Here is a 15130-nt window from a genome sequence, read left to right on the forward strand (position 1 = left end):
GAATGGGCAATGAGAGAGAACACCTACATGAACGCTCCGCTGCGCATCAACGAAGCTCTTTTGATTGCAGACCGTGCTTTCCAGCCCTTTCAGTGCGTGGCCTGGCACGATGGCAATGGCGCCCTCAGCCTCAGCGTGATTGACCGCACCAATACCCGCATTGGCCGCAAACAACTGTCGTCGAGCGCCTACACCGACCCGGCACAGCTGGAAAACCTGCTGTTGCAGGCCCGCGCCGAACTCGATAAAGATGGCCACCAGTTGCTGTCTTGGGCGATGCCCAAGTAATTCGATACTGCAACTTGCGCCGATTGGATTAATCGGCGCAAGTTAAGTATTAGAGCAACGGCGTTGATTGCGCCGACAGAATAAACCGTTCGATGGCCTCGGCGGCTCCGTCGTCGACATTGCTGCCGGTCACTACAGTGGCCTGGCGCTTGACGGTCTCTTCCGCCTGCCCCATGGCAATCGATAAACCCGCCACCTGAAACATCGCCGGGTCATTGCCACCATCGCCAATCGCCGCCGTCTGCTCAATCGGCACCCCAAGATGCTCAGCCAACGTCTTCAAGGCTTCGCCCTTGTTGGCGAGCATTGCCGTCACATCCAGGTACACCGGCTGCGAACGTGAGACTTGGGCCAGCCCCTGCACTTTTGGCTGCAACTGCGCTTCGAGCTCCACCAGCAACTGCGTGTTGTTGCTGGCAGCGACGATCTTGTCGACCCGGTCGAGGTACGGCTCAAAACTCTCCACCACCACCGGCCCGTAACCCAGGCCATCGGCTTCGCGTTGTTGCATCGGCCCGGGCGGGTCACGACGCAGCCAATCGCCATCGGCAAACACCCACACTTCTACGTCCGGCTCTGCGGAAAACAGCGCCAGAGTCACCAGCGCCGCTTCCGCCGGCAGATGATGGGCAACCAGGATGCTGCCATCCGGGTTGACCAGCGTACCGCCATTGAAACCGGCCACCGGCACGTCAATCCCGAATGTCTCGATCAAGTGCCGCATGGCCTTGGGCGGACGCCCGCTGGCCAGGCTGAAAAACACCCCGGCATCGCGCAAGGCGCGAACCGCATCGGCGGTACGCTGGCTCAGGCTGTGGTCCGGGTGCAGCAACGTGCCGTCCACGTCGCTGAGGATAAAACGGATGGGATGAATCGCTGCGTCACTCATCCGAGGCTGTGCCAGGTACGGCCATCGCGGGCCAGCAAGGCGTCGGCGGCTGCCGGGCCGTCTTCACCGGCCTTGTAGGCCTGGATCCCGTCGTCCTGCTTCCAGGCATCGAGGAATGGCTGCACCGCACGCCAGCCATTTTCGATGTTGTCCGCGCGCTGAAACAGGGTCTGGTCACCGGTCATGCAGTCGTAGATCAGGGTTTCATACCCGGTTGACGGCTGCATTTCGAAGAAGTCCTTGTAGTCGAAACCCAGCTCGATATTGGCCATCTCCAAGGTCGGCCCAGGTTTTTTCGCCAGCAGATCGAACCACATGCCCTCGTTGGGCTGGATCTGGATTTTCAGGTAGGTGGGCTTGAGCTCATCCACTTCGGTGTCGCGGAACTGCGCATAGGGCGCGTGCTTGAAACAGATCACGATTTCGGTATCGCGAATGCTCATGCGCTTGCCGGTACGCAGGTAGAACGGCACGCCAACCCAGCGCCAGTTGTCGATCATCACCTTGAGGGCGACAAAGGTTTCGGTACTGCTGTCAGGCGCGACATTCGCTTCCTCGCGGTAACCCGGAAGCCGCTTGCCGCCAATTTCACCGGCGGTGTATTGGCCACGGACCGAGTTGGCCCGGGCATCTTCCAACGACCAGGGGCGAATGGCCCCGACCACCTTGGCCTTTTCGCCGCGCACCGCATCGGCGCCAAACGCCGCCGGCGGTTCCATAGCGACCATCGCCAGCAACTGGAACAGGTGGTTGGGCACCATGTCGCGCAAGGTGCCGGTTTTTTCGAAAAAATTACCCCGCGTCTCGACGCCGACGGTTTCGGCGGCGGTAATTTGCACGTGGTCGATGTAATGGTTATTCCAGAACGCTTCAAACAGCACGTTGGAGAACCGGCTGATCAGAATGTTCTGTACCGTTTCCTTGCCCAGGTAATGATCGATGCGATAGATCTGCTTCTCGCTCATCACCTTGAGCAGGCTGGCGTTCAGTGCTTCGGCGGTAGCCAGGTCGGAGCCGAAGGGCTTCTCGATCACCACGCGGCGGAACGCGTCATCGGTCTCCGCCAACAGGCCGGCACTGCCCAGGCGCTGCACCACGTCGCTGAAGAAGCGCGGCGCCGTGGCGAGGTAGAACACCGCATTGCCGGTGCCGCTGTCGGTGATTTTCCTGGCGATGTCGGCGTAGGTGCTGTCGTCAAGGAAGTCGCCCTCGACATAACTGATGCCCTTGGCCAATTGCGCCCACAAGTCCGGGTCAAGGGCGTTGTCGCCATTGCCCTTGACCTTGCTCGCCGCTTCGGTGCGAATGAAATCCTCGAGTTTCTTGGCGAAGTCGGCGTCGCTGATCGCATTGTGATCCACGCCGACGATGCGCAAGCCGTCGCCCAGCAGCCCGTCACGGCTGAGGTTGTACAGCGCCGGCATCAGCAGGCGCTTGACCAGGTCGCCATGGGCGCCAAACAGAAACAGTGTGGTAGGTGGAGCGGGTTCGGCCTTGGGTTTCTTGCCGTTGGCGGTCATTTTTTGGAAGTCTCCACGTGGCCGCCAAAGCCGAAGCGCATGGCAGACAGCATCTTGTCACCGTAAGTGCTCTGCTGGCGCGAGCGGAAGCGCGCAAACAACGAGGTGGACAGTACGGGCACCGGTACGGCTTGTTCCATGGCCGCTTCGATGGTCCAGCGGCCTTCACCGCTGTCGGCCACGGAACCGGAGTAACCGTCGAGCTTAGGGTCGGTCGCCAAGGCATCGGCGGTCAGGTCCAGCAGCCAGGACGAGACCACGCTGCCACGGCGCCAGACTTCGGCGATATCGGCCACGTTCAGGTCAAAGCGCTGGTCTTCGGGCAGGTTTTCCGAGTTCTTGGTCTTGAGAATGTCAAAACCTTCGGCGAACGCCTGCATCATCCCGTATTCGATGCCGTTGTGAATCATCTTGACGAAATGCCCGGAACCCGCCGGCCCCGCATGGATGTAGCCGTGTTCGGCTCGGGTATCTGCGCTGGCGGAACGGTCCTTGGTGCGCGGAATGTTACCCAGGCCCGGTGCCAGGCTGGCGAAGATCGGGTCAAGGCGCTGCACGGTCTCGACGTCGCCACCGATCATCATGCAATAGCCGCGCTCCAGGCCCCAGACGCCGCCGGAGGTGCCGACGTCGACATAGTGCAGGCCTTTTTCCGCCAGGGCCTTGCCGCGACGAACGTCATCCTTATAGTTGGTGTTGCCGCCGTCGATGATCACATCGCCGCTTTCCAGCAGCTCGCTGAGTTCATTGATGGTGTTTTCGGTCGGGTCGCCAGCCGGCAACATGACCCAGACGGCGCGAGGCTTCTGCAGCCCGGCAACCAGGGCTTTCAAGTCGGCGACGCCCGTGGCGCCCTCCTCGCTCAAGCCTTTGACAAATGCTTCGTTACGGTCGTAAACAACGGTGGAATGCCCATTGAGCATCAGGCGCCGTGCAATATTCCCGCCCATGCGGCCTAGTCCGATAATCCCCAGTTGCATGTGCTGATGCTCCTACTACTAAAAATGCTAAAAAAATGTGTGACATAGTTTATAGCGCAATGCGGCTAATGAGGGTTAGTCCAGAGCATATCTGTGTAGTTTCATGACAAAAAACTGCCATCATTTCAGCATCACAGTACAAAAAGTCACACGACCGTCAAAAATAAAAAAGTTCCATTGCCCGCAAAAAGAATTCAGAATTGCCCCGACTGCTGCCGAGAACCTCGACTCAAGCGTTCTGGCACACCGCGACACACCGGCTATTTGCGAGGTAAGCAATGAGCACTGCACACATGACCCGTCCGCCACAGACCCTCTACGTCACTCTGCGTCGCGATGAGTTGCGCCAGTTGAAAGACGAGCGCGACCACTTGCAGCAGGAAGTCATGCGCCTGCGTGCCCATATCATCCAAGCCCAGCTCGACCAGCCTGCCGGGGCGCAACCTGCGCTGTGCTAAATCTGTTTATGGCTTTGTAAGATAACCGCTACAAATATCTCACAAAGTTTTCACACGCCCCTCCCGATACTCCCGCCCGAAGGGCCACCCCATGCAAGGGTGGCCTCTGTTGCGCGCAGCCCTGCGCGTCGACTGAAGAGTGATCGGGTTGGAGCGCTGGATGGCAATGTTCAAACGCAGCACTAAGTCTGCGGAAGGCTTTGATTGGGCCGGTCTTGGTTGGCTGTTCCTGTTTTTCTGGTATTTCTCGGGTATTACCCAACTGCTGATTCAACTCAGCGGCACCTCTGGCTTCAGCGGCTTCCGCCAAGCCTTCTTCATGAGCGCGATCTGGCTTGCGCCCCTGCTGATATTCCCGCGCCGTACACGTTTGCTCGCCGCCCTGATCGGCGTGGTGCTGTGGGCCTGTTCCATGGCCAGCCTGGGTTATTTCTTCATCTATCAGCAGGAATTTTCCCAGAGCGTCATCTTCATCATGTTCGAGTCGAACATCTCTGAAGCCGGCGAGTACGCCACCCAGTATTTCGCCTGGTGGATCGTGCTGGCATTTATCGCCCACACCGCTATGGCGGTTTTCCTGTGGACGCGAGTACGCCCGGTGTATTTGCCGCGCGGCCAGGCAGTGCTGGCGGCGACCGCGATACTGGTCGCCGTTATCGGCTATCCGCTGGTCAAGCAGATTGCCCGCAGCGACACCCTGGACTCTGCCATCGACCGCTTTGAATCGCGCATCGAACCCGCCGTGCCATGGCAGATGATCGTTGCCTACCGCCGTTACACCGAGCAATTGGACAGCATGCAGGGCATGCTCGACAGCGCGAGCAAAATCCCGCCGTTGACCAATCTCAAGGACAGCATGGCCGGCCAGCCCTCGACCCTGGTGCTGGTGATCGGTGAGTCCACCAACCGCCAGCGCATGAGCCTCTATGGCTACCCGCGCAACACCACGCCCGAGCTGGACAAGCTGCGCGACCAACTGGCGGTGTTCGACAACGTCATCACCCCGCGCCCCTATACGATTGAGGCGCTGCAACAGGTGCTGACGTTCGCCGACGAGGAAAACCCGGACCTGTACCTGAAAACCCCGTCGATCGTCAGCGTGATGAAACAGGCCGGCTACAAGACCTACTGGATCACCAACCAGCAGACCATGACCAAGCGCAACACCATGCTCACGACCTTTTCCGAACAGGCCGACGAACAGGTGTACCTGAACAACAACCGCAACCAGAACGCCCGCCAATACGACGGCGATGTGCTTGAGCCGTTTTCCAAGGCCCTGGCCGACCCGGCCGCACGCAAATTTATCGTGGTGCACCTGCTCGGTACCCACATGAGCTATCAGTACCGCTACCCGCCGACGTTCGACAAATTCACCGACCGCCAGGGCGTACCGGCAGGCGTGAGCGACGATCAGTTGCCCACCTACAACAGCTACGACAATGCGGTGCTGTACAACGACTTCGTGGTGTCGAGCCTGATCAAGGACTACGCCAAGACCGACCCCAACGGCTTCCTGTTGTACCTGTCGGACCATGGTGAGGACGTATTCGACTCGGCCGGCCACACCACCCTGGGACGCAACGAAGGCAAACCGACCGCGCCGATGTACACCATTCCCTTCATAGCCTATGCCTCGCCGAAATGGCGCGAAACACATGAATGGAGCTTCGCCGGTGACTTGCAACGGCCCTACAGCAGTTCGCAATTGATTCACACCTGGGCAGACCTGGCCGGGCTGAGCTTCAACGAACTGGACCGCAGCAGAAGCCTGGTAAGCGATAGCTTCAAGCCGCGCCCGTTAATGATCGGTAACCCCTACGCGCGCGAGCAGAAGGCCTTGATCGACTTCAGCCTGATCAAGCCGAAAAAGGTCAACCCGACGGATGTCGTGCTCCAAGAGCACCCGGCTCAGTAATAGCGTGTTCATGATTAGGCGCTGATCAACAGTTAACAAGTTCGTTAACTTTCGATCAGCGTTGCGTTAATTCCCACTTAATAAGATCGATTCATAGTCGCGCCATTATCTGATCACGGAGCGACTGGATACCGATCACTCTTAATGGGAATACTGCTATGAAACTCTCTACCGTACTACTTGCCAGCCTGATGACCCTGACCTCCGCCGCCGCTTTTGCAGAGGGCGGTTCCGAGCGTTCAAAGGAGTTCTACAAGCATTTCACCGTATCGCAGAGCCAGATCCACGGCACTAAGGACCGCATTGCCGCCGCTGACGGTAAAGATATGAAAAAGGCCGAGGTTAAACAAACCACCGCTGAGGAACAACCGAACAGCTGATACGCCTGTCATACCCTTGGCTATTCCGCTCCTATGCCAAGGTTAACTTGGCGCCATTTAATGGCGCCTTTTTTGTGTCTGTCATTTATTGAATTTACTTAATCAAAAACAATAGACACGCGAACCAAAAGTCAAACTTCTAACGATTAAAACCGAACTTCCACTGCCACGGCATTGCCTTCCGGCACCGCCGTGCAGGCCTCAGCCAAACCGTCGCCTTTGCATTTCCTGCAGCCGGCTCAGGGTGCGACGGAAGGGAAACCCCAGATAGCCCTTGGTATACAGATGCTCCAGCGGCACCTCGGCTTCAATATACAGCGGCACCTTACGGTCGTAGCACTCGTCCACCAGGGCGATAAACCGGCGCACGCTGTCATCGTGTACCGACAGCTGCGGTAATTCGCGATCCCCCGCCACCACACGCTCGGCACCGTCTTCGGTGCCACGGGCAATCCGCCCGGGGCGTGTTTGCGCACTGAGGTTCGGCACCTCGCTCAGCAGGATGGCCTGGTAGCGATCACACAACAGCATGAAATCCATCGCCGCCAAGGGCTGCTCGCACAGCTCGGCATAACGGCACCACAGCAGGTTGTCACTGGACTGCATGACCACGATACGTCGATGCCCGACATCCACTGTGCCACTGCGGACCGGCCCTTCGGCCAGTTGCTTGAACACGTTCGCCAGCGCATCGGGCTGCTTCACCCAATAGCGCTGCACGCCATCACCTGGGTGCAAGCGATGGTCCTCACTGCCATCAACCGCCAGCACCTGCATATGCTGCTTGATCGCCGCAATGCCCGGCAAAAAACGCTCGCGGTTGAAACCATCGGCGTACAACTGCTCAGGCGGATGGTTGGAGGTGCAGACCATCACCACGCCCTCCTCGAACATCACCTGAAACAACCGACCCAGGATGATCGCATCGCCAATATCATTCACGAACAACTCGTCGAAACACAGCACCCGCACGTCAGCGCCAAGCTCCCTTGCCAGGGCTTGCAAGGGGTCGGGAGTACCGGTGAGTTGGAACAGGCGCTGATGCACCCAGCCCATGAAGTGGTGAAAATGCTGACGCCGCGCGGGCACCCGCAGGCTTTGGTAGAACTGGTCCATCAGCCAGGTCTTGCCACGCCCCACCGGCCCCCAGAGGTAGACGCCGCTGGCTGGCGAATGCGCTTGATGCAGGGCCGCATGGCAGGCCTGCAGGGCGTCCACCGCTCGGCGCTGGGCGTCGTCGGCCACAAAACCCTGTTGGGCGATGGCGTGTTGGTAGGCGCTGAGGGGCGAGTCGAAAGTCATGCGCGCCAGTATGACGCCAGAAAACATCAGCCGCAAAAAAGCTGCGCTCGGCTCGGACACTTCACCGCCAGTCATCTGAAGCAAAAAAAACGGCCTGAACAGGCCGTTTTCTTATTCGCTCAGTTTTTACGCAAGGCTCTTGCTGACTACCTCGAACACATCACTGGACAGCTCGCCGGAGGCACGAATGCGCTCCAGCTCGGCTTTCATCAGCGCCTGGCGCGCGCTGTCGTATTTACGCCAGCGCGTCAGTGGCGCCAACTGGCGCGAGGCGATTTGCGGGTTGAAGGCATTCAGCTGGATCACCAGGTCCGCCAGGAAGCGATAGCCCGAGCCATCGGCGGCGTGGAAGTTGATCAGGTTCTGCCCGGCAAATGCGCCGATCAGTGCGCGAACCTTGTTCGGGTTCTTCAGTGTGAACGCCGGGTGCTCCATCAATGCCTGGACCCGCGCCAGCCCGCCCGGCAAAGTGCTGCCGGCCTGCACGCTGAACCACTGGTCCATGACCAGCGGGTTGTCCTTGAAGTTCTCGGCAAACACCGCCAGCGCCTGGGCCTTTTCCGCTTCGAACGGCGAGTTCACCAGCACCGCCAGCGCGGTCAGGCGCTCGGTCATGTTGTCGCTGGTGTCGAACTGCTCCAGCGTCGCCGCCAGCACTTCAGGCTTGCCGCTGAGCATCAGGTACGACAGCGCAATGTTCTGCAATGCACGCCGGGCAAAGTGCTCGGCCGCCGCCACATAAGGCGTCTGCTTGGACAGTTGGCGATTGGCCTGGTAACGCAGCCACAGCTCCTCGTGCAGGTTGTCGGCCAGTTGCTTGCGCGCAAACTCGCGGGCAGCGTGGATGGCATCCACGTCCGCCACTTCGCTGATTTCCGTCAGATAGGCTTCGCCCGGCAGCGAGAGCATTTCTGCAACCATGGCCTGGTCCAGGCGTTCATCGCTCAACACACTGCGCAGCGCAGTGATCAGGCGTTGATCCAGCTTCAGCGGCTGGCCGGCCTGGTGCTGGCCGATCAGTTCCTGCAACACCTGCACCGACAGTTGCTGGCCGGCATCCCAGCGATTGAAGCCGTCGCTGTCGTGCTGCATCAGGAACATCAGCTGATCACGGTTGTACGGGAAGCTCAGTTTCACCGGCGCCGAGAAGCCGCGCAGCAAGGACGGCAACGGCTGTTCGGCGATATCGACGAAGGTGAAGGTCTGCTCGGCTTCGGTCACCGAAATCACGCGGGAGGTGGCGCCCGCAGCGGCCTCACCGGTCAGGCGCAGGGGAATGCCGGCGCCCTGCCCGTCCAACAGGCCCAATTCCACAGGGATCACGAACGGCAGTTTTTCAACTTTATCCGGGGTTTCCGGGCAGCTCTGGCGGAAGGTCAGGCTGTAGGTTTTAGCCGCGGCGTCGTAGGACTCGCTCACCGCCAGGCGTGGCGTACCGGCCTGGCTGTACCAGCGTTTGAACTGGCTCAGGTCAGCACCATTCGCGTCTTCCATGGCCTTGATGAAATCGTCGCAGGTCACGGCCTGGCCGTCGTGGCGTTCGAAGTACAGGTCGCTGCCTTTACGGAAGCCTTCAGCGCCGAGCAAGGTGTGGATCATGCCGACCACTTCCGAGCCCTTTTCGTACACGGTCAGGGTGTAAAAGTTGGAGATTTCAATAAAGCTGTCCGGGCGCACGGCATGGGCCATCGGGCCGGCGTCTTCGGCGAACTGGTGGGTGCGCAGGTACGCCACGTCCTGGATACGCTTGACCGTGGCCGAGTTCATGTCGGCCGAAAAGCCACCATCCCGGAACACAGTGAAGCCTTCTTTCAGCGACAGCTGGAACCAGTCACGACAGGTCACGCGGTTGCCCGACCAGTTGTGGAAGTATTCGTGGGCAACGATCGCCTCGACCCGCTGGTGCGCGGCGTCGGTGGCGGTTTCGGCGCGGGCCAGCACGGCACTGGAGTTGAAGATATTGAGGCCCTTGTTCTCCATGGCGCCCATGTTGAAGTCGTTCACCGCCACGATCATGAAGATGTCGAGGTCGTACTCGCGGCCGTAGGTTTCTTCGTCCCAGCGCATGGATTTTTTCAGGCTGGTCATCGCGTGCTGGCACTTGTCGATGTTTTCCGGCTCGACGTAGATGCGCAGTGCCACTTCGCGCTGGGTCATGGTGGTAAAGCTGTCTTCAACGCACCACAAATCACCGGCGACCAGTGCGAACAGGTAGGCCGGCTTCTTGAACGGGTCTTCCCAGGTCGCCCAGTGACGCCCGTCTTCACCCGGACCGCTGGCGATCGGGTTGCCGTTGGACAACAGCACCGGGTAGCTGTGTTGCTCGGCGATCACCGTGGTGGTGAACGTGCTCATCACGTCCGGGCGGTCGAGGTAGTAGGTAATCTTGCGGAAGCCCTCGGCCTCGCACTGGGTGCAGAACATGCCGCTGGATTTGTACAGGCCTTCCAGCGCAGTGTTGGTTTCCGGGTGAATGCGCACGCTGGTGTCGACCGTGAAGGTCTCGCTGGTCGGGTGCAGAATCAGGTGGCTGTCGGTCAGCTGGTAGTCAGCCTCGGTCAGTTCCCTGTCGCCCAGGTTGACGGTCAGCAGCTCAAGCTGCTGGCCATCCAGCACCAGCGGTGGCAAACCGGCGCCGCGCTCGGGGTTGCGGCGCATCACCAGTTGCGCGTGGACCAGGCTGTGGTCCTCGAACAACTCGAAGGTCAGGTGCGTCTCTTCGATCAGGTAGTCCGGCGCCTGATAGTCCTTCAGGTAAATCATCTTCGGTTGTTCGGTGCGCATGGGTGGCATCCTTCTACTGATGCACGGCGAGCTGGTAGGCCGTGTACTTACGAATATTGATGACGCCGGTGTCGAAGATCAGGTATTGGCCCTTGATCCCCAGCAGCGTGCCTTCGGCAATCGGGTTCTTGTCCAGGTTGAAGCTGACGATCTTGGTCGGATACTGCTCGACCGGGTAGCGGATTTCGATCGGCTCAATGTCGGCAATCGTTTGGATGGCCTGTAGGCCAAAGCGTTCCTGCAAACTCAGCAGGCCTTCGGCGCAGGAGGCGAACAGTGCATCGCGCACCTCGGCCAGGTCCACCGCCACCGCATCGCCCTTGAGCAGCGCGCGCCAGTTGGTCTTGTCGGCCACCTGGCTGCGGAACAGGTCTTCGACGAAACCGGACTGCTGGCGGGTCGCCACGCGCATGATCGGCAGCGCCTGGCTGGCACCCTGGTCCAGCCAACGGGTCGGCAGTTGAGTGGCACGGGTGATGCCGACCTTGATCCCCGACGAGTTGGCCAGGTAGACCACGTGGTCGGTCATGCAGAATGTCTCGCCCCAGCCCGGATCGCGGCAGGTGCCGGCGTCGTAATGGCAACGCTCGGGGCTCATGATGCACAAGTCGCACTGAGCCAGCTTGGTCATGCACGGGTAGCAATAACCCTGGCTGAAGCTGGTCTTGGTCTTGCGCCCGCAATGGCTGCAATGGATGGCACCGAGGTACTCCAGGCGTACGTGCGTGCCGATCAACGGGTTGACCGGCACCTCGACATCGCCCAGGCGAAACGCGTATTGAACGGTCGGCTCACCGAGTTGCGCCGACATTTTGCTGACTGCACCGCGACAAATTTCAATCAATGGATCGCATCCGACTTGAACAGGATGTTCGCCACCGGCTCGGACTTCGACGCGCACTCCTGCGGGCCCATGTAGCCGGTGCGCTGGTCTTCCGGCAGGTTCTGGATCTCCCAGGCGATCACCGCTTGCAGGGACAGCTCGCGCTGCTCGGCGGTGAGCTTGCGGCCATCGGACCACTTGCCGATTTCCACGGCGAGCTTGAGGCTCTCGTAGATGTCCGGGGTGATGTTTTCGATCATTTCAGCAAAAGAGGACATGAGGCTCTTCCTTATCAAATAGGCGATTTGCGGCGGTTATACACGCCGCCCAGCAAACCGGTCAGGCAACCGATGACCAAGCCACCCACATGGGCCGCGTTGGCGATTTCGCCGAAGCCGATCATCGAGATCAGCCCCGACATGCACAGCACCAGCCATATCAGCATCATCGCCAGCACCCCGCGAGGCAGGCGATACGCCGGGTTCGGCGACAACAACTGGAAAATCCAGCAATGCCCGAGCAGGCCATACAACACGCCGGACAACCCGCCAAACAGGCCGGGACCGCCGTAGGCGTACTGCGCGTAATTGGAAACCAGGCTGAACAACAAGGTCAGGCCCAGCAGGTTGATGCTGCCCTGGCGCACTTCGATGCGCCGGCCCAGCTCCCAGTACCACATGCCATTCATGGCCAGGTGCAGGATGCCGAAGTGGATCAGCATCGGCGTGACCAGGCGCCACCACTGCCCCGACGCCAGCATGTCGGCGAACGGCGTGAACTGGATGTACTCGCCCATCACCCGGAACGGCAAAAAGGTCAGCCAACTCATGGCCTGCAGGTTTTCACCGAGCAAGGTCACCGCGCCGACAAGCATGCTCGCCAGCAACACCAGCGCCGTGACCGGGCTATGCCGCACTTGCTGGACAAAGCTCGGGCGGGTCACCGGCGCCTGCTCGGGAATATCCAGTTGCTGGTCCGGGTCACCGGCGGGAAAGCGCTGGTACAGCACGCGCACGTCGTCGCTGATGGTCTCGGGCACCCACAACACCTGCTCGCCCGCTTCCTCGCTGACGCGATGGGGCACTTGCATGCGTTGCAGCAGTTTGACGAAACCGCCCAGGTCAACGCTCAGTGGCAAGCGCAATACAGCTACGGTACTCATGCAATCACCTCAGGCCGCTCAACGTCGACCCAGACAAATTTACGCGGATCCAGTCGGGTTTCCTGGTCCAGGCGGTACGCCACCAGCTTGCCGTAGAGCACCGCGCTGTAGTCCAGGCAGGCCAGGTTCGGGCGGATCGGCGCCGGTTTGCCGCTGCGCCAGTAGTGGCCGACGAACAGCAACGGCTCGTCGACGCCGTAGCGCAGCAGCGAATTCTTTTCGGTGGAGGACAATGGCGTAGCCGCCACCGGCTCCGGCAGTGCATCGGGCTGGAACACAATGTCGCCGTAGGTTTTCGGGTCGTCTTCCCAGAACTTGGTGCGGAAGAACGAACGCGTCAGGCCATCGCCGCCGGTCAACGTCAGGCCGTCCGGCAGGCGCATGTCGGTGCCGCGCAGCAGGCGGTCGAACGCATTACAGGCAAAACTGCCCGGCACCGCAGCGGCCTGGAGGAAATGCTGGTCGATGCAGCCGTCCGGGAAGGTCGCGCGCAACGGCTGGATAAAGCCTTCGTCCCAGCACGCATGCACCACGCGGAAACGCCCGGCGTCGACAAACAGCGGCATGTCGTAGAACCAGCCGAGGAAGTCATGCCAGTCGGCCGGGTGGTGTTCGAACTGGGTCAGGGTTTCATGGATCAACCGCGCATGCCGTGGGTTGTGCTCGCGCACGAACTGCTTGCCACTGCCCGGCGGCGCCGGGGTGCTCCAGCCCAGCGCGTTGAACTCGTGGTTGCCCATGATGCACAGCGCCTGACCGGCCTCGGTCATGTCATGGACGATATGCAACGCCTCACGAATGCGCGGGCCACGGTCGATGATATCGCCGAGGAACACCGCCATTCGCGACGGATGGCGCCAGGTGCCGCCCTGCTTGTGGTAGCCCAGCCGGTCGAGCAGGTGCTCAAGGGTATGGGCGCAACCGTGCACGTCACCAATCAGGTCGTAGCTACGCGCGGGATCGAGCATCAGTCGCCTCCGCCCCCCAAGCGGCTGCCCCAGCCCAGCTTGGTGCGGCACACTTCGTAATAGTTGTGGTCCAGCGGGTGGATCAACCGCAACTTCTGCGCCTTTTTGCTCACGGTGATGGTGTCACCGGGGGCGCAGGTGAAATGGTTCTGCCCGTCACAGGAGACTTGCGGGTAGATCTGCATGTCTTTGGACACCACGATTTTCAGCTCACTGTTGCCGTCGACCACAATCGGTCTGCTGGACAACATATGGGGGTACATCGGCACGATCACAATGGCATCCAGCTTGGGGTGCATGATCGGGCCACCGGCCGACAGCGCGTAGGCCGTGGACCCGGTCGGAGTGGCGACGATCAGGCCGTCGGCCTTCTGGCTGCACACGAATTGGCCGTCGATATACAGCTCGAACTCGATCATGCGCGTGGATTTGCCGGGGTGCAGCACCACGTCATTCAGGGCGTCGCCCTGGCCGATGGCTTCACCGTGGCGGCGCACTTCGGCTTGCAGCAGGAAGCGGTTTTCCACCAGGTAATGGCCGTCGAGCACCTTGGCCACTTCGACTTCCAGCTCATCCGGGCGTATATCGGTGAGGAACCCCAGGCTGCCACGGTTGATCCCCAACACCGGCACGTTGTGCCGCGCCAGCGCACGCGCCGCGCCGAGCAGGCTGCCGTCGCCGCCGACCACGATGACCATGTCGCAGACTTCGCCGAGCATCTTGCGCGACGAGGTTTGCAGGCCGTGGCCAGGAAGGATCTCGGCGATGGTGTCTTCGAGGATCACATGCAGGTGGCGTTCCAGCAGGAACTTCTTCAGCCGGCGGACGGTGTCCAGCACCTGGGTACTGCCCAGGCGACCGATTATGCCGATATTGCGAAATTGCTCCATGGGGCTCCTGCGGGATTTGGGGTGTGGCAAAAAAGAAACGATTATGGGCGAAAGGCCGCCCCAGGCAAAATCCTTTGTCGCCGTGAAGCCTTGATGACAATGCTTCTCAGCCACCCGCGGAGGCTTTAAACGGCTATGCTCGGACCATGACTGTGTTCCCTGACTTGCATAATTTGCCGCGCCAACTGCGCCACCCTGAGGTGCGCGATTTGGCGTGGGTGATGCTCGCCCCACCGATGCTCGCGCAAACGCCCTGGCCGCAGCGCCACCCGCTGGCGGGCAGCGATTGGGTGCAGGCGCCCGAACGGCTCGAACATTGGCTACGCACACTCGACCAGGACAGCAGCGCCTTGCAGCACTGGCTGAGCCTGGCCCGCACCCGTCGCCTGGGCCTCTACTACGAACGCTTGTGGCAGTTTGCCGTACAGCACGCGCCGGGCGTGGAATTGCTCGCGGCCAACCTGCCGATCCGCCGCGCCGGGCATACCCTGGGCGAACTGGACATGTTGCTGCGCGACCGCGAGGGCGTGCACCACCTGGAACTGGCGATCAAACTGTATCTCGGCCCTCAGGACGGTAACGGCCAGGACCCGGCGCAGTGGCTCGGCCCCGGCTGCCATGACCGGCTGGACCGCAAGCTGGCGCACCTGGCCGAGCATCAGTTGCCGATTTCCGCACGCCCGGAAAGCCGCGAGGTGCTGGCGGCGCTGGATATCCAACAGTTCGATGCGCATTTATGGCTGGGCGGGTATTTGCTCTATCCCTGGC

Annotated in this window: 15 protein-coding genes; 5 read left to right on the forward strand and 10 right to left on the reverse strand. The window is 60.7% G+C overall.

Translation table 11 applies throughout. The features are described 5' to 3' along the window. Positions 1-27: 27 nt before the first annotated feature. Entirely contained in the window at positions 28-288 is a 261-nt protein-coding gene (locus tag WBR57_RS21530; RefSeq protein ID WP_424086424.1) for a hypothetical protein, read from the forward strand. Positions 289-337: 49 nt separating this feature from the next. Here the strand turns inward: WBR57_RS21530 and WBR57_RS21535 are convergent, their stop codons facing one another. Genes WBR57_RS21535 through gnd form a run of 3 tightly spaced genes read right to left on the reverse strand, consistent with a single transcriptional unit; the run spans position 338 to position 3677 of the window. Further along, positions 338-1177 (reverse strand): HAD family hydrolase, encoded by an 840-nt coding sequence (locus WBR57_RS21535; RefSeq protein WP_424086425.1) that lies wholly within the window; start codon positions 1175-1177, stop codon positions 338-340. Beyond that, positions 1174-2697 carry a glucose-6-phosphate dehydrogenase gene (gene zwf / locus WBR57_RS21540; protein ID WP_424086427.1) on the reverse strand — a complete coding sequence of 508 codons (1524 nt, stop codon included), beginning with the start codon at positions 2695-2697 and terminating at the stop codon, positions 1174-1176. Before zwf ends, WBR57_RS21535 begins: the two co-directional genes overlap by 4 nt. Further along, positions 2694-3677 (reverse strand): phosphogluconate dehydrogenase (NAD(+)-dependent, decarboxylating), encoded by a 984-nt coding sequence (gnd, locus tag WBR57_RS21545; RefSeq protein WP_424086429.1) that lies wholly within the window; start codon positions 3675-3677, stop codon positions 2694-2696. The genes zwf and gnd overlap by 4 nt, the downstream gene beginning before the upstream one ends. A gap of 278 nt (positions 3678-3955) precedes the next feature. Here gnd and WBR57_RS21550 point away from each other — a divergent pair, with 278 nt between their 5' ends. The 3 genes from WBR57_RS21550 to WBR57_RS21560 all read left to right on the forward strand — a co-directional run bounded on the left by WBR57_RS21550 (position 3956) and on the right by WBR57_RS21560 (position 6433). Continuing rightward, entirely contained in the window at positions 3956-4135 is a 180-nt protein-coding gene (locus WBR57_RS21550) for a DUF6026 family protein (RefSeq protein WP_424086431.1), read from the forward strand. A gap of 160 nt (positions 4136-4295) precedes the next feature. Then, the gene (locus WBR57_RS21555) at positions 4296-6053 is read left to right on the forward strand and encodes a phosphoethanolamine transferase CptA (RefSeq protein ID WP_424086433.1); all 1758 of its coding nucleotides are present in this window, start codon (positions 4296-4298) and stop codon (positions 6051-6053) included. A gap of 158 nt (positions 6054-6211) precedes the next feature. Beyond that, positions 6212-6433: a hypothetical protein gene (locus WBR57_RS21560; RefSeq protein WP_424086435.1), complete on the forward strand. Its 222-nt coding sequence runs from the start codon at positions 6212-6214 to the stop codon at positions 6431-6433. Between the two features lie 201 nt (positions 6434-6634). Here WBR57_RS21560 and zapE read toward each other — a convergent pair whose 3' ends face one another. The 7 genes from zapE to WBR57_RS21595 form a co-directional block, all read right to left on the reverse strand. Further along, a complete protein-coding gene (gene zapE / locus WBR57_RS21565) occupies positions 6635-7735 on the reverse strand; it encodes a cell division protein ZapE (protein ID WP_424086437.1) in 1101 nt (366 codons plus the stop codon). A gap of 126 nt (positions 7736-7861) precedes the next feature. After that, on the reverse strand, positions 7862-10519 hold the full coding sequence (gene pepN / locus WBR57_RS21570; RefSeq protein ID WP_424086440.1) for an aminopeptidase N: 2658 nt from the start codon (positions 10517-10519) through the stop codon (positions 7862-7864). A gap of 13 nt (positions 10520-10532) precedes the next feature. Further along, complete coding sequence (locus WBR57_RS21575) at positions 10533-11363, reverse strand: DUF2797 domain-containing protein (RefSeq protein WP_424086441.1); 831 nt, start codon at positions 11361-11363, stop codon at positions 10533-10535. Beyond that, the gene (locus WBR57_RS21580) at positions 11360-11620 is read right to left on the reverse strand and encodes a YeaC family protein (RefSeq protein WP_122541572.1); all 261 of its coding nucleotides are present in this window, start codon (positions 11618-11620) and stop codon (positions 11360-11362) included. Before WBR57_RS21580 ends, WBR57_RS21575 begins: the two co-directional genes overlap by 4 nt. Before the next feature lie 14 nt (positions 11621-11634). Then, positions 11635-12504, reverse strand: coding sequence for a rhomboid family intramembrane serine protease (locus WBR57_RS21585; protein ID WP_424086443.1), 870 nt, complete (start codon positions 12502-12504; stop codon positions 11635-11637). Further along, a complete protein-coding gene (locus tag WBR57_RS21590) occupies positions 12501-13475 on the reverse strand; it encodes a metallophosphoesterase (RefSeq protein ID WP_424086449.1) in 975 nt (324 codons plus the stop codon). The genes WBR57_RS21585 and WBR57_RS21590 overlap by 4 nt, the downstream gene beginning before the upstream one ends. Continuing rightward, a complete protein-coding gene (locus WBR57_RS21595) occupies positions 13472-14362 on the reverse strand; it encodes an NAD(+) kinase (RefSeq protein ID WP_003217892.1) in 891 nt (296 codons plus the stop codon). Before WBR57_RS21595 ends, WBR57_RS21590 begins: the two co-directional genes overlap by 4 nt. A gap of 146 nt (positions 14363-14508) precedes the next feature. Between WBR57_RS21595 and WBR57_RS21600 the strand changes: the two genes are divergently transcribed. Beyond that, the coding region (locus tag WBR57_RS21600; RefSeq protein WP_424086445.1) for a DUF1853 family protein at positions 14509-15130 on the forward strand (622 nt) is incomplete at its 3' end.

The sequence above is a fragment of the Pseudomonas sp. genome (genome assembly GCF_049590575.1).
Lineage (GTDB): Bacteria > Pseudomonadota > Gammaproteobacteria > Pseudomonadales > Pseudomonadaceae > Aquipseudomonas.

What these genes read in the sequence shown, in the direction of transcription:
- WBR57_RS21530 (WP_424086424.1), top strand. Translation starts at nt 28, where the DNA reads ATGAACGCTCCGCTGCGCATCAACGAAGCTCTTTTGATTGCAGACCGT.
- WBR57_RS21535 (WP_424086425.1), bottom strand. Translation starts at nt 1,177, where the DNA reads ATGAGTGACGCAGCGATTCATCCCATCCGTTTTATCCTCAGCGACGTG.
- zwf (WP_424086427.1), bottom strand. Translation starts at nt 2,697, where the DNA reads ATGACCGCCAACGGCAAGAAACCCAAGGCCGAACCCGCTCCACCTACC.
- gnd (WP_424086429.1), bottom strand. Translation starts at nt 3,677, where the DNA reads ATGCAACTGGGGATTATCGGACTAGGCCGCATGGGCGGGAATATTGCA.
- WBR57_RS21550 (WP_424086431.1), top strand. Translation starts at nt 3,956, where the DNA reads ATGAGCACTGCACACATGACCCGTCCGCCACAGACCCTCTACGTCACT.
- WBR57_RS21555 (WP_424086433.1), top strand. Translation starts at nt 4,296, where the DNA reads ATGGCAATGTTCAAACGCAGCACTAAGTCTGCGGAAGGCTTTGATTGG.
- WBR57_RS21560 (WP_424086435.1), top strand. Translation starts at nt 6,212, where the DNA reads ATGAAACTCTCTACCGTACTACTTGCCAGCCTGATGACCCTGACCTCC.
- zapE (WP_424086437.1), bottom strand. Translation starts at nt 7,735, where the DNA reads ATGACTTTCGACTCGCCCCTCAGCGCCTACCAACACGCCATCGCCCAA.
- pepN (WP_424086440.1), bottom strand. Translation starts at nt 10,519, where the DNA reads ATGCGCACCGAACAACCGAAGATGATTTACCTGAAGGACTATCAGGCG.
- WBR57_RS21580 (WP_122541572.1), bottom strand. Translation starts at nt 11,620, where the DNA reads ATGTCCTCTTTTGCTGAAATGATCGAAAACATCACCCCGGACATCTAC.
- WBR57_RS21585 (WP_424086443.1), bottom strand. Translation starts at nt 12,504, where the DNA reads ATGAGTACCGTAGCTGTATTGCGCTTGCCACTGAGCGTTGACCTGGGC.
- WBR57_RS21595 (WP_003217892.1), bottom strand. Translation starts at nt 14,362, where the DNA reads ATGGAGCAATTTCGCAATATCGGCATAATCGGTCGCCTGGGCAGTACC.